Source organism: Pantoea anthophila (assembly GCF_006494375.1).
In the GTDB taxonomy this organism is placed as follows: Bacteria; Pseudomonadota; Gammaproteobacteria; order Enterobacterales; family Enterobacteriaceae; genus Pantoea; species Pantoea anthophila.
Genome location: NZ_VHIZ01000050.1, coordinates 500,487 through 526,013, shown reverse-complemented (window position 1 = coordinate 526,013; position 25,527 = coordinate 500,487). Strand labels below are relative to the sequence as shown.

Sequence of the window (25,527 nt, the reverse complement as noted above, 5' to 3'; positions counted from 1 at the left end):
TGGCTGCGTCGGGTCAGCCGCGTGTCCGCTCGCTGACATGCTGCAGCCGGACATTTTCGGCGGCGCGCTTACCGGCGAGGAAAGCGTGGTCGGAATTGTAATATTCCCACTCACTGTAGCGGCCTGACAGATGGATATCCTGCGTCAGCAGCCACTGCCGGATCAGCGCCACGTTCGCACTGCGCGCATGGTCGTAGATGACGTAGGCGTAGGGCATATCGACCTCTGAGGCGCAGAGCAGCGGATCGCTCTCGCTGATCATCCCGACCCGGATGCAATCCTGACGGCAGCGTTCAATCAGCGCATCGCCCGCCAGCGGCAGCGGATGGGCGGCGTTGTAGGTGATTTCACAGGTTAAGCCGAACCCGCCGGGGGGATTGCAGTGCGGGCTGGCATTGCCCTGCACAAAGATGCGGTGAAACAGCGTGTCGCCCGGATAGTAAATCCAGTGTTTTTCGGTCAGGTCAGCCCGGCCAATGCCCAGGTTCACGCAGCGCACCGAGACAAACTGCAGCTGCTGTGCCGCCCGCTGCACATTTTCCGGCGCCTCATCGCCCATCAGTTTAATCAGTTCCGGCAGCGGCATGGTGCTGATCAACTGCTCATAGCGGTAGTGGCGTCCATCCGCCAGCAGCGCGACATGCGCCTGCGGATAAATCCGGCTCAGGGTGGCATCCGTTTCCAGTTTGCACTTCAGGTGCGGCAGAAAGCCGGACATCAGCGCCTGGAAGCCACCGCGCAGCGGATAGCCGAAGCGGGCGTTAGGCCCCACCGGTTTTGCCAGCGGCTGCAGCGCGCCATCGATAATCTGCGCCAGGTCGGGCAGCGGCACGCGTCCGCCCAGCCACGAGGTCTCCATCTCAGTCAGCGGCACTTTCCACAGTTTCTGGTTATAGGGCAGAGCAAAGTGACGTGCGATCCCTTTCCCCCAAGTGCGCAGGATAAAGTGCTGAAAATCCTCTTCGCCTTCCACTTCACCGGCCAGGCTGCCCTCATCCGCTATCGCGCCATCGGCACAGCAGTCCCGTCGCGCCCGCGCCCGATCCAGCGGCACCGCGGGCGCGGCCGTTTCGCCATAGCGCGCCTCAATGGCGCCCAGCACGCACTCTTTTACGACCTCAACCGGCAGACCGTGCAGCGCCGACTGGAAGGGATAGCGGGTATAGATGCCGTCATTCCAGACCCAGGCCTCACGCGCCTGCCAGTGCAGATTGTCGCCGAGCAGCATCTCGTAGAGCTGCAGGACATAGGGGTCCTGCGAAAACATAATGTGACCGGCATAGTCGAAGGTAAAACCCCGATCGTCAATGGAGCGGCACCAGCCGCCCGGCGTGGCATTTTTCTCCAGCAGCACCGCGCCTTCACCATAGTGATAACCGGCGCTCAGTCCGGTTGGCCCGGCACCGACAATCAGGCAGGGCACCGCTTCGCTCTCCAGCATCGCCGGGGTTAACGGTGTCACGTTCGCCTGGGCACTGGCTGGCGTGACCGGTTCACCGGCAGGCTGCGGATGCGTCAGAGCCTGCTGGATCAGGGCCTGTATCTGTTCTGCCGTGCGATCCCAGGAGGTCGCGTCCACTCTTACCTGCATGCGGCCCGCCAGCGCCAGTCGCTCAGCCGCACTGAGGGTCATCGCCTCTTCACAGGCGGCAATAAAGGCGGCAGGGGTCTCTGCCACCGCCACTTCTTCAGCGTAATGTCGCGCCACGTCCACGATGGCGGTACTGACAATCGGCAGCTGTGCCGCCATATACTCCAGCACTTTGGTGGGCGAGATGAAGCGCGTCGAGGCGTTAATGGCAAAAGGCATCAGGCAGACATCCCAGCCCGCCAGGAACTGCGGCAGCGCCTGATAAGGCTGCTGACCGAGCCAGTGAATATTGTCGCGCTGCGGCAGGCTGGCGGGATCGATTTTCACCACCGGCCCGACCATGATGATCTGCCACTCCGGATGGCTGTCCGCCAGCGCGGCAATCAGCGGCAGATCGATACGCTCATCCAGTACGCCGTAATAGCCAAGCCGCTTTGCCGGGATCGCATCCTGAAGCGGATGATGGTTACTGCGATCGCGTGCCTGCTCAAAGTGGACGGCATCCACGCTGCTGGGGAAGCAGTAAACCTGATGATGTTTATCGCGCTTTGCTTCATAGAGGCTGGAGCCGCCGGTGAACACCAGATCGGCGCGGGTCATCAGCGCCGATTCGCGCTGTTGCAGCTGGCGCGGGGCGTTGTGGAAGGCGGAGAGCTCATCCATGCAGTCGTAGATCACCAGCCGGGGTTTGAAAGGGGTGAGCAGCGGCAGGGCCATGGGGGTATAGAACCAGATCAGCGGCTCCTCATCCTCCTCCAGCAGCGGGGCGAGCAGCAGCAGCAGTGGGGCAATCTGGCTGTCGTGAAAACCGGGCGCGTCGTGGGGGGTATGCGGCTGGATCACGGTGATATTCGCTGCGGGCGAACTCCGATGCAGGCCAGGTGGTCCCGCCTGCCAGACCGGCTCCTCGACGAACAGCACGCGATAGTGCTGTGCCAGGCGGGTCAGAAGCTGCTGCGGGCGCTGGAAAACAAAGCCCCAGCGTAAATGACTGAAAACGATAAGAGCGGGTTTGTTCATGACAGACTCCTGACAGGGGAATGAGGAAGGGACGATGTGCTGCAAAAAGCGTTGCGCCTGGCGCAGGGCGTCGGCATAAGGCTGCTGTAACTGGCGGGCGTAAGGATCGGGCCCTGACAGGTCCAAATCCCATAACCCGCTGCGGGTCCAGAAGGTGGTCTCCTCCCAGAGGGGACGATCAATAATCGGATAAAGGCAGATGCCGAGCATCTCAACACCCGCCAGCTGCGCCTGCGCCACCTGGGCGGCGATCTCGCCGATCCAGGCGCCGCGTCCGCTGCCGACATGGCTGGTTTCTGCCAGCAGCAGCGGCCGCTGATAACGCTGCCAGACCTGCTGCAGCATCTGATGCAGCGGCAGGCGGCGGCTGTCGCCCAGATGCCACCAGAGTCGCTGGTTCGAACCCTGCTCCCACTGGTTGTCGTGGTAATAGTTGACGCCCACCAGATCGAGATAGCGGGGCGCGCCGCCCAGCTCCGGATCACGTCTGCCGCTCAGCATGTCCCACGCCTGGTACTGGGTGTCACACAGGGCGCGTGCCAGCCCGTCGCTGTCGGGATCGGCGGGATCGGGCACGATATGGATCAGTGGATCGCAATGCAGCAGGCGGGCGCGCGGATCCGCCTGCCAGATCGCATCACAGGCCGCCAGCGTAGCCCGCACCAGCTGACGCTTGGCGGCATCCGCCCGATCGGGTTCAGAGATCGCCTCACAGGGGAAAACCCCGACGGAGATGCCCCAGCTGAGGAAAGAGATCTCATTCATCGGTGAATAGACCGGCGCAGACGAATACCAGGGGGCGAGAAAGCGGGCCAGAGCGCCGCAGAAGGCGGCAAACCGGCTGACAAAGTCATCACTGAACAGCGTGACGTCAGCGGGCCAGCCGTAGTGACAGAGTGTCCAGCTGAGCTGAATCCCCTGCTCACGTGCGGCCACCATCCGCGCTGCGACGGTCGAGAAGTCATAGCGTCCATTGCGTTCACACAGCCGCCAGCCCACGCTTTCGCGCACCGTGCGAAGGGAAAAGGGGGCCAGGGCGGCATAATCCGCCGCTGCACGGCTCTGATGCTGATTCAGATCGTTCATCGACAGCGCAAGACCGGCAGGATTGATATGATCGGCCCCTTCATAACCCGCCTGCCAGAAACTGGAAAAAGGCGTCATGGCATCTCCCGAAAAAAAGCAACACGCTTCCCGCTGACGCGCCGTCGTGAAACGGGTCAGGGCGTTATGGGTATGCAAAGCAGACTGGCCGGTCGGGCCACTCTCAACGAACGGGCGATCCCTGCCATAAGCCACAGACGCTGAATGGCAGGCATCAGCACCTGTTGCAAAATGGACGAGTGAGATAGCAGGTTTCACAGACAGCGCTATCGGCAGGAAAAAGAGTGGCTTCTCTGAATGTTAAGTGATGAGGTGGAAGCCTTACTGGAAAGTATAGGCTGGGTAATGTTCTTGGCAAATTATTGAAGTAAAAAGAAAAAAACGCAGCGGCAAAAAGCAGCCAGCCAGAAACAGGAAATTTTTGCTTCCGTTTCAGTCGCCAGCAAATTAAGCGCAGCGTGAGGCGAGGCTGTCCCTTTTTCAGCTTTGTTAACCTTTTCCGCAGCCTGCAGAACGGTCAGACTCGCCCGCTTCAGACTTACAGCTTCGCTTGCCTTTTGGCGAACAGGCGACAAGCTTGACGTATCGCTGGCCTGGATCTGCGGGCCAATCAATCGGCGGCGGCGAAGAGACGCCCCCTTTAAAACAGGATGTTTAGCAGACTATGTTCTCATTCGACTGGCACCGTTTTTTGCTCAACGATCAGCCCGTCACCTTTTTATTTGAGGTGGTGGCGCGTGTCCTGATCGCTTATCTGGTGGTATTTACCTTTCTCAAAGTCTCCGGGCGGCGCGGCGTGCGTCAGCTGTCTCTGTTTGAACTGGTGGTGATCCTGACGCTGGGTTCCGCCTCGGGTGACGTGACGTTTTATGATGATGTGCCGGTGCTGCCGGTCATTATAGTGTTTGTGGTTCTGCTGTCGCTCTACCGTCTGACCACCTGGCTGACGGCGCTCAGCCCGCGCTTTTCACGGCTGATTCAGGGGGATGTGATTACCCTGATTAAAGACGGGCTATATGTGCTGGAAAGTCTGGATCGGCTGAATATTTCCGAAGATGAGTTCTATATGGAGTTGCGGCAGAGCGGCGTGGAACATCTGGGGCAGATCCGCCTGGCGCTGGTGGAGGTCGATGGCCAGCTCAGCCTCTATTTCTATGACGACGATGCGATGCGCGCCGGGTTAAGCGTGCTGCCTCCCGCGCACCGGCAGGATTACAGCACGGTCCCGACGAGCGGGCTTTATGCCTGCACCCATTGCGGCCAGACCCGGACCATTGAGGCAGAGCAGCAGGCGGTCTGTCCGCGCTGCCAGCGCCAGCGCTGGTCTGTGGCGCTGACCGTGCGCCGGTTGCACTGATGGCCCGCGTCAGCTCAGCTTTCAGCCTTCACATCGCCCGGGTTAACGTCGGCGAAGCAGGCACTGAGCGGTCGCTTTTGCAGACCCTGGGCCGTGAAATTTTCCGCACTCAGCCACGAACTCAGGGCACACTGAACGGCCGGCCATTCACGATCGATAATCGACAGCCAGTCGGTATCGCGGTTGCGCTGTTTACGTGTCATGACCTGGCGAAAGCGGCCCTCAAAGCGGAACCCGAGTCGTTCTGCTGCCCGCCGTGACGCGACGTTAGTTGAATCACAGCGCCACGCTACCCGACGATAGCCGAGTGAAAAAGCCTGCTGCAGCAGCAGAAAAATTGCTTCGCTGCCGATAACAGTGCGCTGCATCAGCGGCGACCATGTCACGTGACCAATTTCAATGGTGCCATGTTCCTGCTGAATGCTGGCGAAGCAGACGACCCCATAGGGCTGCTGCTCCAGCGTACAGACTGAAAAGGGTATCAGCGCCGCGTCCGCTACTTTATCCGCAATCCAGCGCTGCATCTGTGATAGTGACGTGGGTCGTTCTGCACTCAGCCATGTCCAGTCGCGATCATCCTTTGCCTGCATGAACGCGTGAAACAGAGGTTCCGCATGATCGAGACTCAGCGGCAGAAGCAGGCAATGCTGACCTGACAGTGGTGCGCGGGGTGGTCTGGCAACCGGCTGCCACTCGGGCAGAGCCTCGCCGACCGGCTGATTAAACTGATTGATGTTCAATAGCATCCTCCTGAAGGAAAACGGACGGTATACGAGGGGGAAGATCCGCCGTTCTGACGGGTTAGCCTGAACCGCAGCTAAACGCGTTGCAGCTTGTTCCCTGTTGCCACATAACTTTGCCTGTTACTGACAGAAAATGAAAACGCTTCGGGCAGCATAGCGTCACCGTTATCAAAGAGGTGTGCGTATGAAAGTGAGGCTGGCCAGTGGGTTACTCTTTTTACTGTTATCGTTTGGCGCGTTTTCACAACAGGTGATCAGCGAAAGTCACCCCCATTCACGCAGCGCGCGACTGCTGGAACAGGGGAGCCAGGTGGATACGGCGGATAGTCCGGATGAACATCTGCTGGAGGGACGGGAGGGGCGGAGCACTTTGCAACGCAGGCCGTTTTAAGATAACGCCCCGGCAGAGCACGCTGCCGGGGCACCAGAGAGCCGAATCTGAACGCGTCAGACCCGCAGGTTACAGGGTGGCCTGCGTGGGTGACAGGCCAGGCACCAGAATCACCTTGCGGCACTCCTCTTCCCGTTTGTTGAAAATATCGTAGCCGCGGGCCGCATCCTCCAGCGGCAGATGATGGGTCACAATCTCTTCCGGTGTCAGGTGGCCCTGCTCAATCAGCTTAAGCAGGTCAGGCAGATAGGCGTGAACGTGGGTCTGTCCCATCTTAAAGGTCAGCCCTTTGTCGAAGGCGTCACCAAACAGGAAGCCGTGAATAAAACCGGCATAAACGCCCGGCACGCTGACGATACCGCCACGCCGCACCGCCGCAATACACTGGCGCAACGCTTTACCGCTGCTGCCCTCCAGTTTGAGGTTGCTGAGCACGGTTTCCGTCAGGCTGCCTTTCGCCTCAAAGCCCACGGCATCAATCACCGCATCCACCCCGCGATTGCCGGCGCTCTGTTCGATGATCCAGCCTGCCGGGTCATCAATTTCATCGAAGTTAATCGGGATAACGCCATAGCGTTCACGGGCAAAGTTTAAGCGGTAGCTGTTATGGTCGATCATGTAGATCTGTTCGGCCCCCTGCTGGCGGGCGCAGGCGGCGCTGAGCAGCCCCACCGGCCCGGCACCGAAAATAGCCAGGCTGGAACCGGGTCTGACCTCGGCATTTTTTACCGCCTGCCAGGCGGTCGGCAGGATATCGGAGAGGAACAGCACTTTCTCATCCGACAGCACCGGCGGCACTTTAAACGGGCCGGTGTTGGCTTTAGGCACCCGGACATACTCAGCCTGTCCGCCGGGCACACCACCGTAAAGTTTGCTGAAGCCAAACAGCGCGGCAGGCGGAGTAATATTTTTGCGGTTCAGGATGGCACCCCGGCCGCTGTTGGTGTTCTCACAGGCGGCATACTGATTAAGCAGGCAGAAAAAGCAGTCGCCACAGGCGATAACGAACGGGATGACCACCCGATCGCCTTTGGCGACGGCCGTGACCGCACTGCCTGTCTCAACCACTTCGCCCATAAACTCATGGCCAAAGATATCACCGTGGCCGGTGCCGGGAATTTTGCCGCGATAGAGGTGGAGGTCTGACCCACAAATGGCCGTGGCGGTCACACGCAGAATGATGTCATCTGCGGCTTCCAGGCCGGGATCGGGGACGTTATCCACGCTGACTTTATGCGGGCCGTGGTAGGTTAATGCTTTCATCTGTTCATCTCCTGCTGATAAGGGGAGGACGGTCAGACCGTGAGCCGTGACCACTCGCGGGGAAGTGTTGCGATATCTGAGCCTTAGCCTGCGTGAAGTGTAGTCACCCTCAGAAGAGTAAGCAGAGCGGTGCAGGAGAAAGCCCCGTCTCAGCCGTGCTGGCAGGGAGGGGGTGTCCGGGTGTCAGCAACCGTGACGAGGGGCGCATCGGGCTGCCACCGTATCAGATCGGCAAAGGCGCGACGATAGGCCGTGTCGATTTGCGCCGGCACCTGTTCAATGTAGCGGAAGGCGTGTTCCCGCGTTTCACCGCTCAGCTGCTGCAGATAGTGCCGCGCCTGACCCAGCGTCGGTATCTGGCCTTCGACACCGGCCATGCGGGCGGGCAAATCAGTCCAGATGAGACCTTCAATCCCTCTGGCCTGCGCCCACGCCGCCAGCGGGCCTGTGGCGTTATCTGTCACCGTGATCATCCCGACGCCATCGACGCGGTTGTCCGGAATGGCCTCACGAAGCCGCAGCGCCTGGCAGGCCCGCTCCAGTGAAGCGGTATTCAGCCAGGCCCAGCACACCGGCACCGGACTGGCATTCAGACAGATCGCTGTGGAGAGCTCACCGCCATCACTGATGCGCACAAATTCCACCGGTACGGCCGGACCATCATGATGCCACTCACTGGCGACCGGCAGCGCGCCGGTTTTCCAGATTAACGATCCCCAGCCCAGACAGGCAATTTTCATTCTCTTCTCCCGTGTTTGCGTCGCCACCTTCGCGACCCGTCAGAGTTAAAGCGTAGCCCGTTGTGCTTAACCGTTACAGCGATCACCTTTTTTAGTGCGGTAAAGCGGCCTTAAAGATGGCATGATCTGCCCCGCAGTCACTCTGCACAACCTGACGGTTATTTCAGCAATCTGTGCGCGTTTATCGGTGCGGCTTGAACTTTTATCGTCAGGTAGTGTAAAAAGTGGCGCACGCAAACGATTACCTGTGCATGTGCGTTGGCAGCATCACGCGCGCAGGTTCCGCTGCGACCGGGCCGGAAAGCAGGGGACGATACCTCTTTCAGCGGTCCAGGGTACTGGCGCTTTTAACACGGAATATCTGATGAAAACCACGCAAACTGGCACGCTGGGCGCGCTTGAAAGTGACGTCGATACGGGATGGCGTAAAACCGACACCATGTGGATGCTGGGTTTATACGGCACTGCGATTGGCGCGGGCGTCCTGTTTCTGCCGATTAATGCGGGCGTCGGCGGCCTCATCCCGCTGATCATTATGGCGATACTGGCGTTTCCGCTGACCTTTTATGCGCACCGCGCGCTGACCCGCTTTGTCCTCTCCGGCAAAAACCCGGCCGGTGATATCACCGAGGTTGTTGAGGAGCATTTCGGCGTCGGGGCGGGCAAGCTGATTACGCTGCTCTATTTCTTCGCCATCTACCCGATTCTGCTGATGTACAGCGTTGCGATTACCAATACGGTCGAGAGTCTGATGGTGAATCAGCTGGGGCTGGTGCCACCGCCGCGTGCGCTGCTGTCGCTGCTGCTGATTGTCGGGCTGATGACCATTGTGCGCTTTGGCGAGAAGATGATTGTCAAAGCGATGAGCGTGCTGGTCTACCCCTTTGTCGCGGTGCTGATGCTGATGGCCTGCTATCTGATCCCCCACTGGCACGGCGCGGCGCTCTCCACGCTGACCGTTCAGCCTGCAGGCAGCAGCCTGTGGATGACGCTGTGGCTGGCGATCCCGGTGATGGTCTTCTCCTTTAACCACTCTCCCATTATCTCCTCCTTTGCGCTGGCGAAGCGCGAAGAGTATGGCGACGCCGCTGAGAAAAAGTGCTCGCGCATTCTGGCCTGCTCACACCTGATGATGGTGGTGACAGTGATGTTCTTTGTCTTCAGCTGCGTGCTGAGCCTGTCGCCTGAGGATCTGCATGCGGCCAAGGCGCAGAACATCACGATTCTCTCCTATCTGGCGAACCACTTTCAGGTGCCGATGATTGCCTGGCTGGGCCCGCTGATCGCGGTGGTGGCGATCACCAAATCGTTCCTGGGTCACTACCTGGGCGCGCGCGAAGGGTTCAACGGCATGGTTAATAAAGCGCTGCGCAGTCGCGGTAAAGCGATCGCGCCAGCCAGACTGAATCGCCTGACGTCACTCTTTATGCTGCTGACAACCTGGCTGGTGGCAACGCTGGACCCGAATATTCTCGGCATGATTGAGACGCTGGGCGGGCCGGTCATTGCCATGATCCTGTTCCTGATGCCGATGTACGCCATTCAGAAAGTCCCGGCAATGCGTCAGTACAGCGGAAAAATCAGCAACCTGTTTGTGGTGCTGATCGGAGTGATTGCCATCTCCGCTATTTTCTATTCGCTGGTGAAGTAATCCTGCCCATGACAGATGCCTCCTCCGGGAGGCATCTGCCGTTCTCCCTGTCATACACGCCTCCCGCGCGTCCGAATCCGGCTCATCCCCTTACTCCTGCCTGACTGAAGTATCTGGTTAGCAATGGTTACAGTTGTTACAGAGTGACATGGTAGAGTTAACGCGAATAATTATTATTCCTTTAAAGGACAGGATGAACATGAAGATCGGGATGGCTGCTGCCACCACACTTTTGCTGTCGACCGCCTGCGCGGCCACCACTTATCCGGTCACCGTGACCGATATGGATGGACAGAAAATTACGCTGCAGAAAGAGCCTCAGCATGTGATTCTGCAGGATGGCCGCGACGTCATGACGCTGGCACTGCTGGATCGACAGAATCCGTTTCAGCGGGTCGTGGCCTGGAACAATCTGCCGAAAAAGCAGGACACGCAGACCTGGGATCTGCTGAAGCAGCGCTGGCCTCAGGCGACCTCAATTGTGGATATGGGCTTTAACGATCAGGGCCAGGTCAACCTGGAGAGCGTGCTGGCGAAACAGCCCGATCTGATGATTGCGCAGCTGCGTGCTAAACCCGCGCTGACACAATCAGGCGTGCTGGCCACCCTGAAAAATCTGCACATCCCGGTACTGTTCCTCGATGATGAGCTGCATCCGAAAGAGAATACCCTGAAGAGCGTGAGCGTGCTCGGCACGGTGCTGAACCGTGAAGCTGAAGCAAAAGACTACGCCGATTTTTATCAGCAGCGCTGGCAGGCGCTTCAGGAGAAGATCGCCCGGGTTCCGCACAAGCCGACGGTTTTTGTCGAGCCGATTGCCGGTAACAGCGACAACTGCTGCTTTACCCACGGACACAACGGCTGGGGCGCGCTGGTGGAGGCGGTCGGCGGCAAAAATATTGGCTCTGCACTGCTGCCCGGCAGTTCCGGCTTTGTTTCGCTGGAGAAGATCATCGCCATGAAGCCGGATGTCTACATCATGACCGGCTCAAAGCGGCCGAACAGCAATGTGCTGCCGTTTGGTTATGGCGCGAATCAGACCGAGGTGACCGCGACCTTTAAGCGCTTACTGAGCCGCACGGGGCTGGCGCAGATCGCCCCGGTCAGAGAGCAGCGCGTCTATGGCGTTTACCATCACTTCTATAACCACCCCTACAACATTATCGGGATGGAAATTCTGGCGAAAGATCTCTATCCGCAACAGTTTCGTGACCTCGACCCCACGGCGGATTACCACCACATCGTGACGCACTTTACGGGATTACCTGACGCGCCCGTGATCCTCAGTACGCCATAACCGGCCCCTGTCAGGGTGCGGTTCCGTACCCTGACACACGTTTTCGCTGGCAGCGGCGATCGGCGTTTTGTCTGATGCGCCGATCAGCCAGCGGGCAGGGCGGTCTGCAGTGTTAAGAAAGTGATAATTACGCGTAATGGTCTGTAAATTGGCGGTTTTTAAGAATTATACAGATGCTGCCATACAGGATTATTGCCATGATACCGATCAACGGTGCCTGACAGCCGTTATTTTCGGAGGCAGTACCATGAAAAAAACAACATTAACGCTTATCGCTTCACTTTTGACATGCAGCACGCTCTTTTCTCAGACCACGCTGGCAGACGATCGCGGCGCTCCGCACCGCCCGCCGGTGCCGCATCAGAATGATGGCCCTGGCCCGGATGCGTGGGGGCCCGGCCCGCATCCGGATCGTGACCGCGACGACCGCCATCGTCATGAGGAGCGGGAACGCCATGAGATTGAACATGCGCGTCATGATGACGAGCGCTTCCGTCACGACAGAGGGCGATATGAGCCGCGCGACGCATTCGCCTGGCAGGGACATGAGTTTCGCCGTGGCCATGCGATCCCGCGAGCCTATTGTGACGACCGTTACCGCGTTGACGACTGGGATGCGCGCGGACTGCCTGAACCGCCGCAGGGGGAACACTGGGCAGACATCAACGGCAACTATGTGCTGATTGCGGCGGCAACCGGCATTATCACCTCACTGCTGCTGAACAACGCACTGAATTGAACCCACGGGATGGCGGCGGCCATCCCGCTTTCTTTCCGTTTTGCGCCGCCAGCGTCTATCCTGAGACTCCACACTGACATTCTCCCTGTGTAAGGAGTCATGATGACGACGGTTAAGATGGTTGCGGTTGATATGGATGGCACTTTTCTGGACGACAACAAGCAGTACAATCGATCCCGGTTTCTCGCCTGCTACCAGCAACTCACCGCCCGCGACATCAAATTTGTCGTGGCCAGCGGTAATCAGTACTACCAGCTCAAATCCTTTTTTCCGGAGGTCGCCAGCGATATCGCCTTTGTGGCGGAAAACGGCGCATGGATTATCGACCGTGATGAGGAGCTGTTCTGCGGCGCCTTTGACCGCCGCGATGTCGAAGCGGTCATCAACACCCTGCAAAACGGCAACTATCCCGGCCTGCGTTATCTGCTGTGTGGACGCGAAAGTGCGTACTACTTCGACGACATGGAAGAGAGCTGGCTGAAAAAGATGCGTCACTACTGTCATCGCCTGAAGCCGATTCAGCATCTGGATGAGGTGCAGCATGATCGGTTGTTCAAGTTCGCACTGAATCTCTCTGACGACGCTATCGAGCCGCTGATGGCGGATATCGAGCGGCTGCATCATGGTCGTGTGGCCGCAACCTCAAGCGGACACGGCTCCGTTGACCTGATTGTGCCGGGCAATCATAAAGCGCATGGACTGGATCTGCTCGCCACGCGCTGGGGCATCACACACGACCAGGTGCTGGCGTTTGGTGATGGCGGCAACGATCTGGAGATGCTTAAGCAGTCTGGTTTCAGTTTTGCCATGGCCAACGCGCCACAGCGGGTGAAGCAGGCAGCACGCTATGCTGCCCCTGCTAATAACGAAGAGGGCGTGCTGCAGGTGATTGAGCAGATGCTGGCCGGTGAGGGGCCATTCGCAAATCTGCCCGCGTAACGGGCAGACGCGGTTTTCGGAAGGGCAGAGGCGGGTCATCTGGCCCGCCTCTCTTCACGCCGTGATGCGCCAGGCCTGGGCGATCATCGTCTCCATCTGTTCGCGGCTGTAATTCACCAGCGAATTTTTGCTGTTGGCGCGCGCCAGAATCCACTTCACCTCTTCGCCCGTCAGCGTGGGCCCCCCCTGCCAGAACGGCAGAATCGCCTGCTGCTGCAGCCACGTTTTGAGGAACTGCGCGGGTGAGTCGGTGGCTTCACTGAAAAGCTGCCCATGTAACGCTGACATCAGTGTCTGCTGCAGCGGATGATCGCTGTCGGCCAGCAGCTCCAGGAAGGGGAACAACAGCCGCCCGCACACTTCGCCGTGGTGAAACGGTTTTATCGCGCCCAGTTCGCCTGCAATACCGTGGATGACCCCCAGACCGGCGCTGCTCAGCGCAACTCCCCCCAGCCACGATGCCATCATCATCGACTCTCTTGCCGCATCGCCCGCACTCTCTTCACTGTTCAGCGCCGGCCAGGCCTGGATAAACTGACGCAGGCCGGTCACGGCCAGCTGTTGAGTGAAAAGATTACCTTTCGCGGAGAGGTAGGCTTCAAACAGGTGGGTAAAGGCATCGATCCCGCAGGTCGCCAGCACGTGATCAGGTGCCCCCTTCAGCAGATCGGGATCGAGAATAGCCACTTCCGGGACAAAAACCGGGTGGCGCAATGAGGCTTTGATCTGAATATCGCGCTGGTCGGTCACCACCGCATTCTGCGTCACTTCACTGCCGGTCCCGGCCGTCGTCGGAATGGCAATCAGCGGTAACGTGACTGGCTGAACCGTGCTGTCGCCCACCTTTTCCAGATAGCGGGCCGTCGGCAACGGATGTTGCATCATCGCGCTGAACGCTTTAGCCGCATCCAGCACGCTGCCCCCGCCGATGGCCACCACCCGATCCACATGACCCCGCCAGCGTGCCACCCAGCCATCTATCTCAGCAGGAGAGGCTTCATGGCTGACAATTTCATAGCCGATAATCTGCGCGTTCAGGTCAGCTTTAATCCGTTCATACGCCGCGCCCTGCAGAAAGGATTGCCCGCAAAACAGCAGCGTAGGTTGTGACCGGGCGGCCAGCAGCGGCACCAGTTTATCGAGGCTGCCGCGGCCAAAGAGGGTTCGTTGATTACTGTACAGCTCACTCAGATTCACACTCACCAGCGCATCCTTTTTACATTTCACTAAAATCTGAGTGTAACGAAAAGCGCGCAGCCGGCACTGGCAAACTTTCTGATAACGTCCCGGTAAAAAGTTGATCATCTTCGCAAAACAGAAATTCACCCCGGCGGGGTGGTGCTTTACTGCGGATGTTACCCTTAACATGTTATCGGTAACAGCGTTTGTCCGGATGTATAAAATTCTTACAGGCGCACTGTTTTACAGCCCTCAGGGGACCATGATAACAACCGACACTGGATTCCATTCAGTGCGCAAGGTGGAGAAAACCTATGCCATTACTCTATGTGGCGATCGGCGTCGCGTTACTGCTGCTGCTGATGATTCGCTTTAAGCTTAATGGATTTATCGCGCTGATCCTGGTGGCGCTGGCTGTCGGCGTGATGCAGGGCATGCCGGTCAATAAAGTAATTACGTCTATCAAAGCGGGGGTCGGCGGCACGCTCGGCAGCCTGGCGCTGATCATGGGCTTTGGTGCCATGCTGGGTAAGCTGCTGGCCGACTGCGGCGGTGCGCAGCGTATCGCGACCACGCTGATCGAAAAATTTGGCACAAAGCACATTCAGTGGGCGCTGGTGCTGACCGGTTTTATCGTCGGATTTGCACTGTTCTATGAAGTTGGCTTTGTACTGATGCTGCCGCTGGTGTTCAGCGTGGCGGCGTCGGCGCGCGTGCCGCTGCTCTATGTCGGCGTGCCGATGGCGGCTGCACTGTCCGTTACGCATGGCTTTCTGCCACCGCATCCCGGCCCGACCGCCATCGCCACGCTGTTCAATGCCGACATGGGCAAAACGCTGCTGTTTGGCACCCTGCTGGGTATTCCTACGGTGATTCTGGCGGGCCCGGTTTACGCCCGCTTCCTGAAGGGCATCGACAAACCGATTCCGCAGGGACTCTATAACCCGAAAACGTTCACCGAAGCAGAAATGCCCAGCTTTGGGGTCAGCGTCTGGACGGCCCTGGTGCCGGTGGTGCTGATGGCCCTGCGTGCGGTGGCAGAGATGCTGTTGCCAAAAGGGCATGTGCTGCTGCCGTATGCCGAGTTCTTTGGCGACCCGGTCATGGCCACCCTGATTGCCGTACTGATTGCCATCTTCACGTTTGGCCTTAACCGCGGCCGCTCAATGGAACAGGTGATGGATACCCTGACCGACTCGATCAAAATCATCGCTATGATGTTGCTGATCATCGGTGGCGGCGGGGCCTTTAAGCAGGTTCTGGTCGACAGCGGGGTGGATAAATATATCGCCAGCATGATGCACTCGACTCAGCTGTCACCCATCTTTATGGCCTGGTCTATTGCGGCGGTGCTGCGTATCGCGCTGGGTTCGGCAACGGTGGCGGCGATTACCGCTGGTGGCATTGTGGCCCCGCTGATTGTCACCAGTGGTGCCAGCCCGGAACTGATGGTGATCGCCGTAGGGTCCGGCAGCGTCATCTTCTCTCACGTTAATGACCCTGGCTTCTGGCTGTTCAAGGAGTATTTCAACCTGACGATAGGTGAGACCATTCGCTCCTGGTCGGCGCTGGAAACCATTATCTCCGTGTGCGGCCTGGTGGGCTGTCTGCTGCTCTCCTGGGTAATCTGATCCCCTGCCGCTGGCACCGCCTGCCAGCGGCCCTCTGCTGGCTCTCTGAAAGAGGATGGCGCTCATAAAGAGGGCCGCGCTATGCGGCCCATGGGTGATAACAGTTAACGCTGCCCGCTTAATGAGGCGCTTCAAAACCGGCTTTCACCATCTGTTCCCGAAGCGCACGCGCAATTTCGCGGTTGCCGCCAGTGACGGGATAGATGACATTATTCACCACATCATCAAGGTAGTGCTCTTCAAACTCCTGCATCGTGAGCTGAGTGCCGCCCTCATCGTTGATGGCGAAAGAACCTTTGATGTGGTTACCGCTGTTTTTAGCCTTGAGGCTGTAGCGGCCCATACTGGTATTAATCGTGCTCATACGATCTCCTCACAACTCATGTCAATCTCCTCACTATTGAGATTGAGATCTGCCTTGCCGCCTGAATTTTAGCCAGGAGTCGTCTGTAAAACGAAGAAAGAGGGCGGGTAAAAGATGGGGTTGCGATCGCACTCTCAGAATGCAAATAAAAGCAAAAGTTGATGAACCTGTAACCGGTTAACGACTTAGTGAAGCGGCAGAGCCTGGTTTTCTGACTATACTGCTTACAGGAAACCTGTTTAACCAGCGAGGGAAAAGGAAATGAAAATTATTCTGTGGATTATCGCGATCATTTTTATCGTGGGCTTACTGACCCTGACAGGGGTGTTCAAACTGATTTTCTGATTTCTGTTAAAGATTCTGCGACAGCGGGCACCTAATCAGGTGCCCGAAACGTTTTCTGGCTGGCCAACAGACACTGTGTAATCGGGTCCATTGGCGTATTCGGCAGTAGATCCCGCGAGCCCAGCTGTTTTCGACAGCATGCGCAACAGGCACCATGAAAGGTGCGCTGGCCCTCTTTGTAATCAGCAAAAACGAACCGGGCGCTTCCACACTGACTACAGCGTATTTTCATCACCATCCTGCGTATGACCTCCTTTGGACTGACACTGTGCTGATCGCGTTCCCTGACCGGTTAAGCAGACTTAATCTATTGCTATGCAATATTATTCCGGACTGCGATGAGAAAAGTAGTGTCTTATGAGCATGAATGTTTGCTGCCAAATGCGAATCCGGCCTGTAAAAACCACTTCATTGATCATGATCAAAGATTGTCATCTATTGGCTAAAACGCCCGCAGATGGCCTGTCCTGGCGCGGATAAACGGCACGGCAGGCTCAATTTTGTCGGAAAGAAAGGCAAACTGGCGGTTAACTAATCGCAATTTTTTTGCATTAAGTGATTTTTTATCGTGTCATGGCTTTCAGCCCCCTGAAAATTGCACCAGCGTCAGACGCCTGGCTGACCCGGCAGAGAAAAAAAAGGGCGTTTTTACGCGCCATATCGTCAGAGAGAACAGGAACGGGTCTCAATAAGATTTTTCTTTTTCAGCCACAGCGCCTGTTAAGTTGAAATTCAAAAAAGGCATGACTTTCCAGCGTGTTAGCGCGAAGAAGAGGAAAGGCGTTCGCTAGCTGCTGAAACCGATTTCGCAAGTCGGAAAGCAGGAAAGTGTGATGGATGCACAGAAAGTCGATATTTATCACTTTTTCATCAAATCGTGCTGGACAAATCCCTCCGCAATTGCTGTACTAGATGCCGACACAGTTTAGTGTCCATTTTTCATGTAAAGGTAATATAGATGTCTAAGATCAAAGGTAACGTTAAGTGGTTTAATGAATCTAAAGGATTCGGTTTCATTACTCCTGAAGATGGCAGCAAAGATGTATTCGTACACTTCTCTGCAATCCAGAGCAACGGCTTCAAAACTCTGGCTGAAGGTCAGCGCGTTGAGTTTGAAATCACCGACGGTGCTAAAGGCCCATCTGCTGCTAACGTTATCAGCCTGTAAGTTAACAGTCAGAATTCTAAAAACCCGCCTGATGGCGGGTTTTTTTATGCCTGTCATCTGCGCGTCACCTTCTCCTGTCTATCCTGCGCTGCTGGCTTGTCTGCCGCACAAACTGCGCGACGCTTCACAATAAATCCTCGTAACATATTTATAACAAGCTGAAGTGCCGCTTTTTTGCGGGCAACGCGTTATAACAGAGTGACAGATCCCGGTGGGTGAGGAGGCAGGATGAATATACGGCAGGCAGAGTTAAAAGACAGTTTTGCGCTGAGTGCGTTGCTCAGCGAATTAGGCTACGGCGGCACCGAAGGTTTTATTGAGCAGCGCCTGGCGCAGTTATGCAGCGATCCCAGTGAAGCACTCTTAGTGGCGGAACAGGATAACCAGGTGCTGGGGTTTCTTTCCCTGCATTTCATTCCACAGCTGGCGCTGGCCGGTGACTTTGCCCGCATCAGCTACTTCTGCATTGCCGAAGGCGAGCGCAGCAAAGGGATGGGGCAGCAGCTGCTTCAGCATGCTGAGGCGCTGGCCGCGCGTCGTGGCTGCGATCGCATGGAGGTGCATTGCCACCAGTCGCGCCTGAAAGCGAATCTCTTCTACGGCCGTGAAGGCTTTGCCGAATCACCCCGTTATCATATTAAATCCCTGGCGAGTTAATTTTCATCCGGCGGGTGAGCCTCCCGCAGGAGAGCGGCCGGTGGTCAGTGCTTTCTGCTTTCTCCGCGCCAGACAGGCAGCAGAAACGGTTGCCCTGCGCACATCCTTCAGGCGCCCGTCTGAGCTGACAGGCTCTCTCCGGCAGACTTTCCCGGTGTGTTCAGGTTACGATGCTCCCTCAGCCCGACCGGAGAGCAGAATGCCGCGGCGTTGCTCAATGAGGGCTGTGAACAGGGGCAGCCTGAGCGAATCCCTCTGACAGGGTTACCGGAAGGCTGTTGACGGCGACAGCAGGAGAAGAACAATGATGAGAGTGGCAATAGGGCAGTTTGCCGTCGGTCGTGAATGGCAGGAAAACGCCGCTGTCTGTCTGGATCTGATGCAGCGGGCGGCGGAAGGGGGAGCCGATCTGCTGGTCCTGCCGGAAGGCGTGCTGGCGCGGGACATTACCGATCCCGATATCGTGCTGAAAGCGGCGCAGCCGCTGGATGGCCCTTTCCTGAGCCAGCTGCTGGCAGCCAGCAAAGAGCGTGCCCTGACGACGATCCTCTGTCTGCATGTTCCCGACGGCGCGCAGAAAGCGCTTAACGTGCTGGTTGCCTTCCGACAGGGTGAGATCATCGCCGTCTATGAAAAACTGCATCTCTATGATGCTTTCACGATGCAGGAGTCGCAGCGGGTCAATCCCGGCCAGGTCATTCCTCCGCTGATTGAGGTGGCCGGTATGAAGGTGGGCTTAATGACCTGCTATGACGTGCGGTTTCCGGAGATGGCACGGCGGCTGGCGCTGGACGGTGCCGACGTCCTGGTGCTGCCTGCCGCCTGGGTGAAAGGCCCGCTGAAAGAGATGCACTGGGAACTGCTGACCCGCGCCCGAGCGCTGGAGAACACCTGCTATATGGTGGCGGCGGGCGAATGTGGTCCGCGCAATATCGGCAACAGTCTGGTGGTGGACCCGTTTGGGGTCGCAGTAGCAAACGCGGCGGAAGCGCCCGCACTGCTGTTTGCCGACCTCGATCCTGAACGTCTTGCCTATGCCCGTCAGGTACTGCCGGTGCTGGAGAACCGGCGTTTTGCCCGGCCTGAACTCGACGGAGAGTGAAACAAACAGAGCCTGAGGCGGATACGCTTGCGGCAGGAGTGTCAGATCTTACTCTGTTACAGATTCTGCTTGTGGTGACAGGCAATCTGCGCGTAAATAACAGTCACCGTTATTCGATAAAGTTGAAAGGTTAAATATGGAAGGTATCAGTATTGCCAAGCTGCTGATTATCGGTGCGCTTATCGTACTGCTTTTTGGTACCAACAAGTTGCGCTCGCTGGGTGGCGATCTGGGCTCCGCAATCAAGGGCTTCAAGAAAGCCATGAAAGATGAAGATACCAGTGCAACCCGAAATACGGCTGAAGACGTGCCTGCAGAACGCGTCGTTCATAAAGATTAATCGGTTATTTGCAGCAAATAACTGTTACTTTTTATTTCAGGCACACATAAAAAAACCAGACTGTCAGCAGTCTGGTTTTTTGTTTTTATGCAGCAGCAAAACGGGAATTACTTCACTTCCATCCCTTTCGCCTGCATATCGGCATGATAGGAAGAGCGGACAAACGGACCACATGCCGCATGCGTGAAGCCCATCGCCATCGCTTCTTCTTTCATCTCATCAAATTCGGCCGGGCTGACGTAACGCTGAACCGGCAGATGGTGACGGCTCGGCTGCAGATACTGACCCAGCGTCAGCATGGTGACGCCGTGGCGACGCAGATCGCGCATCACTTCAATGATTTCGGCATTCGTTTCGCCCAGACCCACCATCAGACCTGATTTGGTCGGGACATCCGGGTGCGCTTCTTTGAAACGCTCCAGCAGCTTCAGCGACCACTCGTAGTTAGCGCCGGGACGAACCTGACGATAGACGCGCGGTACGTTTTCCAGGTTGTGGTTGAACACATCCGGTGGCGTCGCGGTGAGGATCTCCAGCGCGCGATCCATACGGCCGCGGAAGTCCGGCACCAGCGTCTCAATTTTGATCGTCGGATTTTTTTCGCGAATCGCGCTGATGCAGTCGGCAAAATGCTGAGCGCCACCGTCACGCAAATCGTCACGGTCAACCGAGGTGATCACGACGTAACGCAGTCCCATGTCGGCGATGGTCTGCGCCAGCTTTGCGGGCTCACCGGCATCAGGCGCGTTGGGACGCCCATGGGCCACATCGCAGAACGGACAGCGGCGGGTACAGATTGCGCCCAGGATCATAAAGGTGGCGGTGCCGTGGTTAAAGCATTCGGCGAGGTTAGGGCAGGAGGCCTCTTCACAGACCGAGTGCAGCCCGTTTTTACGCATCGCCGCTTTGATGCCCTGAATACGACTGGAGTCAGCTGGCAGCTTGATTTTCATCCATTCCGGCTTACGCAACATCTCCTGCCGTTCAACAGCCACGGTTTTCACCGGGATCAGCGCCATTTTGTCTGCGTCACGATATTTGACGCCGCGTTCCATCTGAATTGGTTTACTCATAAATCAGCAGGTTCCGGTCGGATTGCGATTTGAAAGCGTTCCCATTCAAACCGGGAAGGGTGCTTTCAACTTTATTTGAAAAAAGTGCAAAAATTATATCATCTCAGGGCCCGGGAAGCAGCCACCGTCAGCGCGGAAAAGTTACATATTTGTAAATTCGCATTCAGCGCTAAGGCTGAACCGGCAGATCATCCGTGGTCCACTCAACATGGTCGTAACCGGCCAGCCGCGCAAACGCGCTGACCAGCGGTGAACGAACCTGTTCTGTCGTAACGCCCGGCCGGAAATGACTTAACTGGGTCATGCTCATGCCGGCGTAGCCGCAGGGGTTAATCCGCAGAAAGGGGGAGAGATCCATCGCTACATTCAGCGCCAGACCGTGAAACGAGCAGCCTTTGCGGATGCGTAATCCCAGTGAGCAGATCTTTTCTTCACCCACGTAGACGCCAGGGGCATCGGCACGCGCGCGGGCGCTGACGCCAGATTCCGCCAGGGTGGCAATCACCGTCTCTTCCAGAATCGTAACCAGCTGGCGGACGCCAAGCTTACGGCGTTTGACATCGATCAGGACATACATCACCTGCTGTCCCGGACCGTGATAGGTCACCTGGCCACCGCGGTCGCTCTGCACCACCGGAATCTCTCCCGGCATCAGCAGATGTTCCGCTTTTCCTGCCTGGCCCTGGGTAAAGACCGGCGGATGTTCGACCAGCCAGATTTCGTCGCGACTCTGTTCATCGCGCTGGTCGGTGTAGTGGTGCATGGCATCGGAGACAGATTGCCAGTCGCGCAGACCGGACTGACGGACGAGAAGGGTTTCAACTGACAAAACGAGAATCCGCTAAAGAAGAATCGCTGGATAATGTCGGCAAACCGTCAGGCACAGGCGCCTTGCCGACCCGTAAATTACAGCACCATCCGGACAATTTCGATCTTGCCCAGCTCTTCGTACAGGCGCTCGACCTGTTCGATGTGGGTTGCGTTGATGGTGATGTTAACCGAGTGATAGTTGCCTTTGCTGCTCGGCTTAACTTCAGGACTGTAGTCGCCGGGCGCATGACGTTGCACCACTTCAACCACTTGATCAACCAGCTCCGGTTGCGCCAGACCCATTACTTTGTAGGTAAACGGGGTAGGAAATTCGAGCAGCTCATTCAGTTTGGTTTTCATATTGACTCCGGTGCATAAAAAACAGGCTCCCGCCTGAGCGGGAGCATCATAATATCGTGTAATGGGGGCGGAAGGGTGATTTTTCAATCACCCGTCACGCTTAACCGAACCAGTGATGGAACATCAGCTTGATGTAATCAACGATACGGCCAAAGAAACCGCCTTCGGAAATTTCATTCAGTACCACCAGCGGACGCTGTTCGATGGTTTTGCCATCCAGCTGGAAGTTGATGCTGCCGACGACCTGGTTTTTCTTCAGCGGGGCATGCAGTTCTGTGTTGTTCAGCACATAGCTTGCCTTCAGATCTTTCATACGGCCACGTGGAATGGTCAGGTAGGCATCTTTTTCCACACCCAGCTGCACGCGGTCATTATCGCCGAACCAGACCGGCTCAGAGGCGAACTCTTTACCTGCTTTCAGCGGCGCGACGGTTTCAAAGAAACGGAAGCCCCAGGTCAGCAGTTTCTTGCTCTCCGTTTCACGGCCTTTAAAGGTGTGCCCGCCCATCACGGCAGAAATCAGGCGCATCTGGCCTTCTGTCGCTGATGCCACCAGGTTAAAACCTGCCGAATTGGTGTGACCGGTTTTGATCCCATCCACATTCAGGTTGGTATCCCACAGCAGACCGTTACGGTTCATCTGACGGATATTGTTGAAGGTGAACTCTTTCTCTTTATAGATGGCGTACTCTTCCGGCACATCGCGGATCAGCGCCTGACCGATCAGCGCCATGTCGCGCGCGGAGCTGTACTGACCTTCAGCGTCCAGACCATGCACCGTGCCGAAGTGGGTATTCTGCAGGCCAAGTGCTTTGACGTAGTTGTTCATCAGATTAACGAACGCGTCCTGGCTGCCGGCAACATAGTCAGCCATCGCTACACAGGCGTCGTTACCGGACTGCAGCACAATCCCACGGGTCAGCTGAGAAACCGGTACGCGGTCGCCTGGCTTCAGGAACATCAGCGAGGAGCCTTTAAACACCGGGTTACCGGTGGCCCAGGCATCCTGACCGATGGTGACCATATCGTCCTGATGAATTTTACCGGCTTTCACGGCCTGACCGATGACGTAGCTGGTCATCATCTTAGTCAGACTGGCAGGATCGCGGCGTGCATCGGCATTTTTCTCCGCCAGCACTTTGCCCGAGTTGTAGTCGATAAGGACATACGCTTCGGCATCAATGTCCGGAACGCCCGGAATCATGGTCTTGAGATTGACGTCATCAGCGATAGCAGCATGGCTGAGGGAGAAAGCGATCAGTGATCCCACTGTCAGGCGTTTCAGCAAACGAGAGGATTTCAGCGTGTTCATGTGTAGGACTACAACATCCGTGAGTTTGAGGTTTAAAAAAGTCACTTATCATACCCAATGCCAGGGGCGCTGGCATTGGGTGAAATGATTGGGTTGTTAGCAGACGTAACGTGCAGCGGTCTGACAAACGGATCAGCGACGCGTATTAGTAATAAATGAAGCGGTCTGGCCTTCACTGCTCAGGCGCTGTTGCAGCGCGGCGGCTTCGGCGCGGGTAGCGTACCCGCCAAGCTGCACGCGATAAACATTGTTGCCTGCGTCTTCGACTTTCCCGGGCACACCATAACGCTGGCTCAGGCTTTTCATCATCTGCTGTGCACGCGCCGGATCGTTCAGCGCGCCGACCTGCACGACATAGCCCGCTGCGGTTCCCCGGCTGGCCGCAGGCGCGGCGCTGGCGGCGGCGGGAGCAGCGACCGCAGCCGGTGCGGCAACGGCGGCAGCGGGCGGTTCACTGCCTTCCAGCACGCCGCTCGCTAAAGGCTGAGGCGCGCCAAGAAAGCCGCTGCTCTGCACCGGTGCACCCATGCTGTCACTGCTCTGCAGCGTGCTGTTACTGATAGCGTCCACATTCTGCGCAGGCGGCTGAGCAGCCGCTGCGCTGCCGCCATTCATGACTGCGCCACCACTCAGGTCCGGACGGGCGGGCAGGGCGTAACTCTGTTTCGCTACGACGGTGCCGATGGTGCCAGGACCGGAGAGTGAGCCGTCAGGCGCGACCTTGATAAAGTCGACCCGCACCCGCGAATTGTTCGAGATATTCAGGCGGTCACCGGCGGCGCGGGAGAGATCGATAATACGACCCGGCGTATAAGGACCGCGATCGTTCACCCGCACCACAATCTGACGACCGTTGGCAATATTGGTGACGCGCACATAGCTCGGCAGCGGCAGGGTAGGGTGGGCCGCTGTCAGCGCATCGGGATCGTAGGTTTCACCGATGGCGGTGCGGTTGCCCTGCGCTTCTTCACCGTACCAGGTGGCCAGACCGACTTCACTGAAGTTGGAGGGATCTTTAACGATGCGATAATTTTTGCCGTTGACGCTGTAATCCTGGCTGGTGCCCGGATTAACCGGCTCATAACGTGGCTCAACGCCCGGAATCTCTACCACTGGTCCATTGTATGCCGGTTGCGGCGGCGCCGTATTTTGGGGTTCCGGCGTGGTACAGGCCGCCAGAACCAGTGATGCCAGTGCAACGCCAAGCCATTCCTTACGCATCTGCAGCCTCTTAGACACTTTTAGATAACATTTTTCGGTGAGTGTGGATCGACATCACGATGCCAAATCCCGCCATAAGCACGATTAGCGCGGAGCCGCCATAACTGACCAGCGGCAGCGGTACGCCAACCACCGGTAAGATACCACTAACCATGCCAATGTTAACGAAAACATAAACGAATAAAATCAGCATTAAACCGCCCGCCATGACCCGGCCAAAGGTGGTCTGCGCCCGCGCGGCCACCACCAGTCCACGCATGATCAGCAGCAGATAAAGGGTCAGCAGCAGCAGCACGCCCACCAGGCCTAACTCTTCGGCCAGAACCGCAAAGATAAAGTCGGTGTGACGTTCCGGCAAAAACTCCAGCTGAGACTGGGTGCCCTGCAGCCAGCCTTTGCCGCGCAGTCCCCCCGAGCCAATGGCGATTTTCGACTGAATGATGTGATAGCCGGCACCCAGCGGATCCGTTTCCGGGTCGAGCAGCATCATGACGCGATCGCGCTGATAGTCGTGCATCAGGAAAAACCACAGGATCGGGATAAAGGCGGCCACCAGCAGCACCGCCACGCCAATCAGTTTCCAGCTCATCCCTGACAGGAACAGCACAAACAAACCCGAGGCGGCAATCAGGATGGAGGTACCGAGGTCGGGCTGCGCGGCCACCAGCAGGGTAGGCACGAAGATCAGCACCAGCGCAATACCGGTATTTTTTAGCGTCGGCGGGCAGACGTCACGGTTAATAAAGCGCGCGACCATCAGCGGCACCGCGATCTTGGCAATCTCCGAGGGCTGAAAACGGACAAAGCCGAGATCGAGCCAGCGCTGTGCGCCTTTACTGATCTGACCGAAGGCATCTACCGCCACCAGCAGGATCACGCAGACAATATAGAGGTAAGGTGCCCAGCCTTCATAGACACGTGGTGGCACCTGCGCCAGCACAATCATGATCACCAGACCCATCGCGATCTGACCCAGTTTACGCTCCATCATGCCCGGGTCCTGACCACTGGCACTCCAGATCACCACGGCGCTGTAGGTCAGCAGGCCGAGGATGATCAGCATAAACAGCGGATCGATGTGGATGCGCATCCAGATTGATCGTTTCTGCGGACTATCTTGCATCGACATG

Annotated in this window: 24 protein-coding genes; 12 read left to right on the top strand and 12 right to left on the bottom strand. The window is 57.3% G+C overall.

What is annotated here, in order from left to right:
- Nucleotides 1–13: 13 nt before the first annotated feature.
- Nucleotides 14–3,775: an NAD(P)-binding protein gene (locus FJW00_RS14685; RefSeq protein ID WP_140924601.1), complete on the bottom strand. Its 3,762-nt coding sequence runs from the start codon at nucleotides 3,773–3,775 to the stop codon at nucleotides 14–16.
- Between the two features lie 604 nt (nucleotides 3,776–4,379).
- Here FJW00_RS14685 and FJW00_RS14680 point away from each other — a divergent pair.
- Nucleotides 4,380–5,072 carry a DUF421 domain-containing protein gene (locus tag FJW00_RS14680; protein WP_140924599.1) on the top strand — a complete coding sequence of 231 codons (693 nt, stop codon included), beginning with the start codon at nucleotides 4,380–4,382 and terminating at the stop codon, nucleotides 5,070–5,072.
- 14 nt (nucleotides 5,073–5,086) lie between these two features.
- Here FJW00_RS14680 and FJW00_RS14675 read toward each other — a convergent pair whose 3' ends face one another.
- Entirely contained in the window at nucleotides 5,087–5,812 is a 726-nt protein-coding gene (locus FJW00_RS14675; protein ID WP_140924597.1) for a GNAT family N-acetyltransferase, read from the bottom strand.
- Between the two features lie 187 nt (nucleotides 5,813–5,999).
- On the opposite strand from FJW00_RS14675, the gene FJW00_RS14670 reads away from it, so the two are divergent.
- A complete protein-coding gene (locus FJW00_RS14670) occupies nucleotides 6,000–6,206 on the top strand; it encodes a hypothetical protein (RefSeq protein WP_072052702.1) in 207 nt (68 codons plus the stop codon).
- Nucleotides 6,207–6,275: 69 nt separating this feature from the next.
- On the opposite strand, the gene FJW00_RS14665 is transcribed toward FJW00_RS14670, so the two are convergent.
- A complete protein-coding gene (locus FJW00_RS14665) occupies nucleotides 6,276–7,469 on the bottom strand; it encodes a zinc-dependent alcohol dehydrogenase (protein ID WP_046101401.1) in 1,194 nt (397 codons plus the stop codon).
- 149 nt (nucleotides 7,470–7,618) lie between these two features.
- On the bottom strand, nucleotides 7,619–8,209 hold the full coding sequence (locus FJW00_RS14660; RefSeq protein ID WP_140924595.1) for a hypothetical protein: 591 nt from the start codon (nucleotides 8,207–8,209) through the stop codon (nucleotides 7,619–7,621).
- 364 nt (nucleotides 8,210–8,573) lie between these two features.
- Between FJW00_RS14660 and FJW00_RS14655 the strand changes: the two genes are divergently transcribed.
- From FJW00_RS14655 to FJW00_RS14640, 4 genes are all read left to right on the top strand, one after another.
- Nucleotides 8,574–9,860: an HAAAP family serine/threonine permease gene (locus FJW00_RS14655; RefSeq protein WP_046101403.1), complete on the top strand. Its 1,287-nt coding sequence runs from the start codon at nucleotides 8,574–8,576 to the stop codon at nucleotides 9,858–9,860.
- A 199-nt stretch (nucleotides 9,861–10,059) separates the two neighbouring features.
- On the top strand, nucleotides 10,060–11,157 hold the full coding sequence (locus FJW00_RS14650; RefSeq protein ID WP_140924592.1) for an ABC transporter substrate-binding protein: 1,098 nt from the start codon (nucleotides 10,060–10,062) through the stop codon (nucleotides 11,155–11,157).
- A gap of 247 nt (nucleotides 11,158–11,404) precedes the next feature.
- Nucleotides 11,405–11,896 carry an RcnB family protein gene (locus FJW00_RS14645; RefSeq protein WP_140924590.1) on the top strand — a complete coding sequence of 164 codons (492 nt, stop codon included), beginning with the start codon at nucleotides 11,405–11,407 and terminating at the stop codon, nucleotides 11,894–11,896.
- 102 nt (nucleotides 11,897–11,998) lie between these two features.
- Nucleotides 11,999–12,835: a Cof-type HAD-IIB family hydrolase gene (locus FJW00_RS14640; protein WP_140924588.1), complete on the top strand. Its 837-nt coding sequence runs from the start codon at nucleotides 11,999–12,001 to the stop codon at nucleotides 12,833–12,835.
- A 54-nt stretch (nucleotides 12,836–12,889) separates the two neighbouring features.
- Here the strand turns inward: FJW00_RS14640 and FJW00_RS14635 are convergent, their stop codons facing one another.
- Nucleotides 12,890–14,038 (bottom strand): iron-containing alcohol dehydrogenase, encoded by a 1,149-nt coding sequence (locus FJW00_RS14635; protein ID WP_140924586.1) that lies wholly within the window; start codon nucleotides 14,036–14,038, stop codon nucleotides 12,890–12,892.
- A gap of 290 nt (nucleotides 14,039–14,328) precedes the next feature.
- Here FJW00_RS14635 and gntT point away from each other — a divergent pair, with 290 nt between their 5' ends.
- Nucleotides 14,329–15,645: a gluconate transporter gene (gntT, locus tag FJW00_RS14630; protein ID WP_009091528.1), complete on the top strand. Its 1,317-nt coding sequence runs from the start codon at nucleotides 14,329–14,331 to the stop codon at nucleotides 15,643–15,645.
- Between the two features lie 118 nt (nucleotides 15,646–15,763).
- Here gntT and FJW00_RS14625 read toward each other — a convergent pair whose 3' ends face one another.
- The gene (locus FJW00_RS14625) at nucleotides 15,764–16,009 is read right to left on the bottom strand and encodes a hypothetical protein (RefSeq protein ID WP_009091526.1); all 246 of its coding nucleotides are present in this window, start codon (nucleotides 16,007–16,009) and stop codon (nucleotides 15,764–15,766) included.
- 261 nt (nucleotides 16,010–16,270) lie between these two features.
- On the opposite strand from FJW00_RS14625, the gene FJW00_RS22805 reads away from it, so the two are divergent.
- The 5 genes from FJW00_RS22805 (at nucleotide 16,271) to tatE (ending at nucleotide 19,621) form a co-directional block, all read left to right on the top strand.
- A complete protein-coding gene (locus tag FJW00_RS22805) occupies nucleotides 16,271–16,354 on the top strand; it encodes a small membrane protein YohP (protein WP_019105993.1) in 84 nt (27 codons plus the stop codon).
- A 958-nt stretch (nucleotides 16,355–17,312) separates the two neighbouring features.
- A complete protein-coding gene (gene cspE / locus FJW00_RS14615; protein ID WP_006118399.1) occupies nucleotides 17,313–17,522 on the top strand; it encodes a transcription antiterminator/RNA stability regulator CspE in 210 nt (69 codons plus the stop codon).
- A gap of 228 nt (nucleotides 17,523–17,750) precedes the next feature.
- Nucleotides 17,751–18,179 (top strand): GNAT family N-acetyltransferase, encoded by a 429-nt coding sequence (locus FJW00_RS14610; protein WP_009091522.1) that lies wholly within the window; start codon nucleotides 17,751–17,753, stop codon nucleotides 18,177–18,179.
- 307 nt (nucleotides 18,180–18,486) lie between these two features.
- A complete protein-coding gene (locus FJW00_RS14605) occupies nucleotides 18,487–19,281 on the top strand; it encodes a deaminated glutathione amidase (RefSeq protein ID WP_140924645.1) in 795 nt (264 codons plus the stop codon).
- A gap of 136 nt (nucleotides 19,282–19,417) precedes the next feature.
- Complete coding sequence (tatE, locus tag FJW00_RS14600; RefSeq protein ID WP_009091518.1) at nucleotides 19,418–19,621, top strand: twin-arginine translocase subunit TatE; 204 nt, start codon at nucleotides 19,418–19,420, stop codon at nucleotides 19,619–19,621.
- 107 nt (nucleotides 19,622–19,728) lie between these two features.
- Here tatE and lipA read toward each other — a convergent pair whose 3' ends face one another.
- The 6 genes from lipA to mrdB form a co-directional block, all read right to left on the bottom strand.
- Nucleotides 19,729–20,694, bottom strand: coding sequence for a lipoyl synthase (gene lipA, locus FJW00_RS14595; protein WP_009091517.1), 966 nt, complete (start codon nucleotides 20,692–20,694; stop codon nucleotides 19,729–19,731).
- Between the two features lie 169 nt (nucleotides 20,695–20,863).
- Nucleotides 20,864–21,523 carry a lipoyl(octanoyl) transferase LipB gene (gene lipB, locus FJW00_RS14590; protein ID WP_046101407.1) on the bottom strand — a complete coding sequence of 220 codons (660 nt, stop codon included), beginning with the start codon at nucleotides 21,521–21,523 and terminating at the stop codon, nucleotides 20,864–20,866.
- A 77-nt stretch (nucleotides 21,524–21,600) separates the two neighbouring features.
- Entirely contained in the window at nucleotides 21,601–21,864 is a 264-nt protein-coding gene (gene ybeD, locus FJW00_RS14585; protein WP_009091513.1) for a DUF493 family protein YbeD, read from the bottom strand.
- A 100-nt stretch (nucleotides 21,865–21,964) separates the two neighbouring features.
- Entirely contained in the window at nucleotides 21,965–23,176 is a 1,212-nt protein-coding gene (gene dacA / locus FJW00_RS14580; protein ID WP_009091510.1) for a D-alanyl-D-alanine carboxypeptidase DacA, read from the bottom strand.
- Nucleotides 23,177–23,308: 132 nt separating this feature from the next.
- A complete protein-coding gene (gene rlpA / locus FJW00_RS14575; RefSeq protein WP_046101408.1) occupies nucleotides 23,309–24,397 on the bottom strand; it encodes an endolytic peptidoglycan transglycosylase RlpA in 1,089 nt (362 codons plus the stop codon).
- Nucleotides 24,398–24,407: 10 nt separating this feature from the next.
- Nucleotides 24,408–25,520 carry a peptidoglycan glycosyltransferase MrdB gene (gene mrdB, locus FJW00_RS14570; protein ID WP_033736585.1) on the bottom strand — a complete coding sequence of 371 codons (1,113 nt, stop codon included), beginning with the start codon at nucleotides 25,518–25,520 and terminating at the stop codon, nucleotides 24,408–24,410.
- Nucleotides 25,521–25,527: the final 7 nt, after the last annotated feature.

Bases quoted from the DNA above. Each gene is read 5' to 3' on its own strand.
- FJW00_RS14640 (WP_140924588.1), top strand. From the start codon at position 11,999: ATGACGACGGTTAAGATGGTTGCGGTTGATATGGATGGCACTTTTCTG.
- lipA (WP_009091517.1), bottom strand. From the start codon at position 20,694: ATGAGTAAACCAATTCAGATGGAACGCGGCGTCAAATATCGTGACGCA.
- FJW00_RS14645 (WP_140924590.1), top strand. From the start codon at position 11,405: ATGAAAAAAACAACATTAACGCTTATCGCTTCACTTTTGACATGCAGC.
- FJW00_RS14655 (WP_046101403.1), top strand. From the start codon at position 8,574: ATGAAAACCACGCAAACTGGCACGCTGGGCGCGCTTGAAAGTGACGTC.
- FJW00_RS14685 (WP_140924601.1), bottom strand. From the start codon at position 3,775: ATGACGCCTTTTTCCAGTTTCTGGCAGGCGGGTTATGAAGGGGCCGAT.
- mrdB (WP_033736585.1), bottom strand. From the start codon at position 25,520: ATGCAAGATAGTCCGCAGAAACGATCAATCTGGATGCGCATCCACATC.
- FJW00_RS14605 (WP_140924645.1), top strand. From the start codon at position 18,487: ATGAGAGTGGCAATAGGGCAGTTTGCCGTCGGTCGTGAATGGCAGGAA.
- FJW00_RS14670 (WP_072052702.1), top strand. From the start codon at position 6,000: ATGAAAGTGAGGCTGGCCAGTGGGTTACTCTTTTTACTGTTATCGTTT.
- FJW00_RS22805 (WP_019105993.1), top strand. From the start codon at position 16,271: ATGAAAATTATTCTGTGGATTATCGCGATCATTTTTATCGTGGGCTTA.
- rlpA (WP_046101408.1), bottom strand. From the start codon at position 24,397: ATGCGTAAGGAATGGCTTGGCGTTGCACTGGCATCACTGGTTCTGGCG.
- FJW00_RS14665 (WP_046101401.1), bottom strand. From the start codon at position 7,469: ATGAAAGCATTAACCTACCACGGCCCGCATAAAGTCAGCGTGGATAAC.
- ybeD (WP_009091513.1), bottom strand. From the start codon at position 21,864: ATGAAAACCAAACTGAATGAGCTGCTCGAATTTCCTACCCCGTTTACC.
- FJW00_RS14680 (WP_140924599.1), top strand. From the start codon at position 4,380: ATGTTCTCATTCGACTGGCACCGTTTTTTGCTCAACGATCAGCCCGTC.
- FJW00_RS14660 (WP_140924595.1), bottom strand. From the start codon at position 8,209: ATGAAAATTGCCTGTCTGGGCTGGGGATCGTTAATCTGGAAAACCGGC.
- cspE (WP_006118399.1), top strand. From the start codon at position 17,313: ATGTCTAAGATCAAAGGTAACGTTAAGTGGTTTAATGAATCTAAAGGA.
- gntT (WP_009091528.1), top strand. From the start codon at position 14,329: ATGCCATTACTCTATGTGGCGATCGGCGTCGCGTTACTGCTGCTGCTG.
- FJW00_RS14610 (WP_009091522.1), top strand. From the start codon at position 17,751: ATGAATATACGGCAGGCAGAGTTAAAAGACAGTTTTGCGCTGAGTGCG.
- FJW00_RS14625 (WP_009091526.1), bottom strand. From the start codon at position 16,009: ATGAGCACGATTAATACCAGTATGGGCCGCTACAGCCTCAAGGCTAAA.
- FJW00_RS14650 (WP_140924592.1), top strand. From the start codon at position 10,060: ATGAAGATCGGGATGGCTGCTGCCACCACACTTTTGCTGTCGACCGCC.
- dacA (WP_009091510.1), bottom strand. From the start codon at position 23,176: ATGAACACGCTGAAATCCTCTCGTTTGCTGAAACGCCTGACAGTGGGA.
- tatE (WP_009091518.1), top strand. From the start codon at position 19,418: ATGGAAGGTATCAGTATTGCCAAGCTGCTGATTATCGGTGCGCTTATC.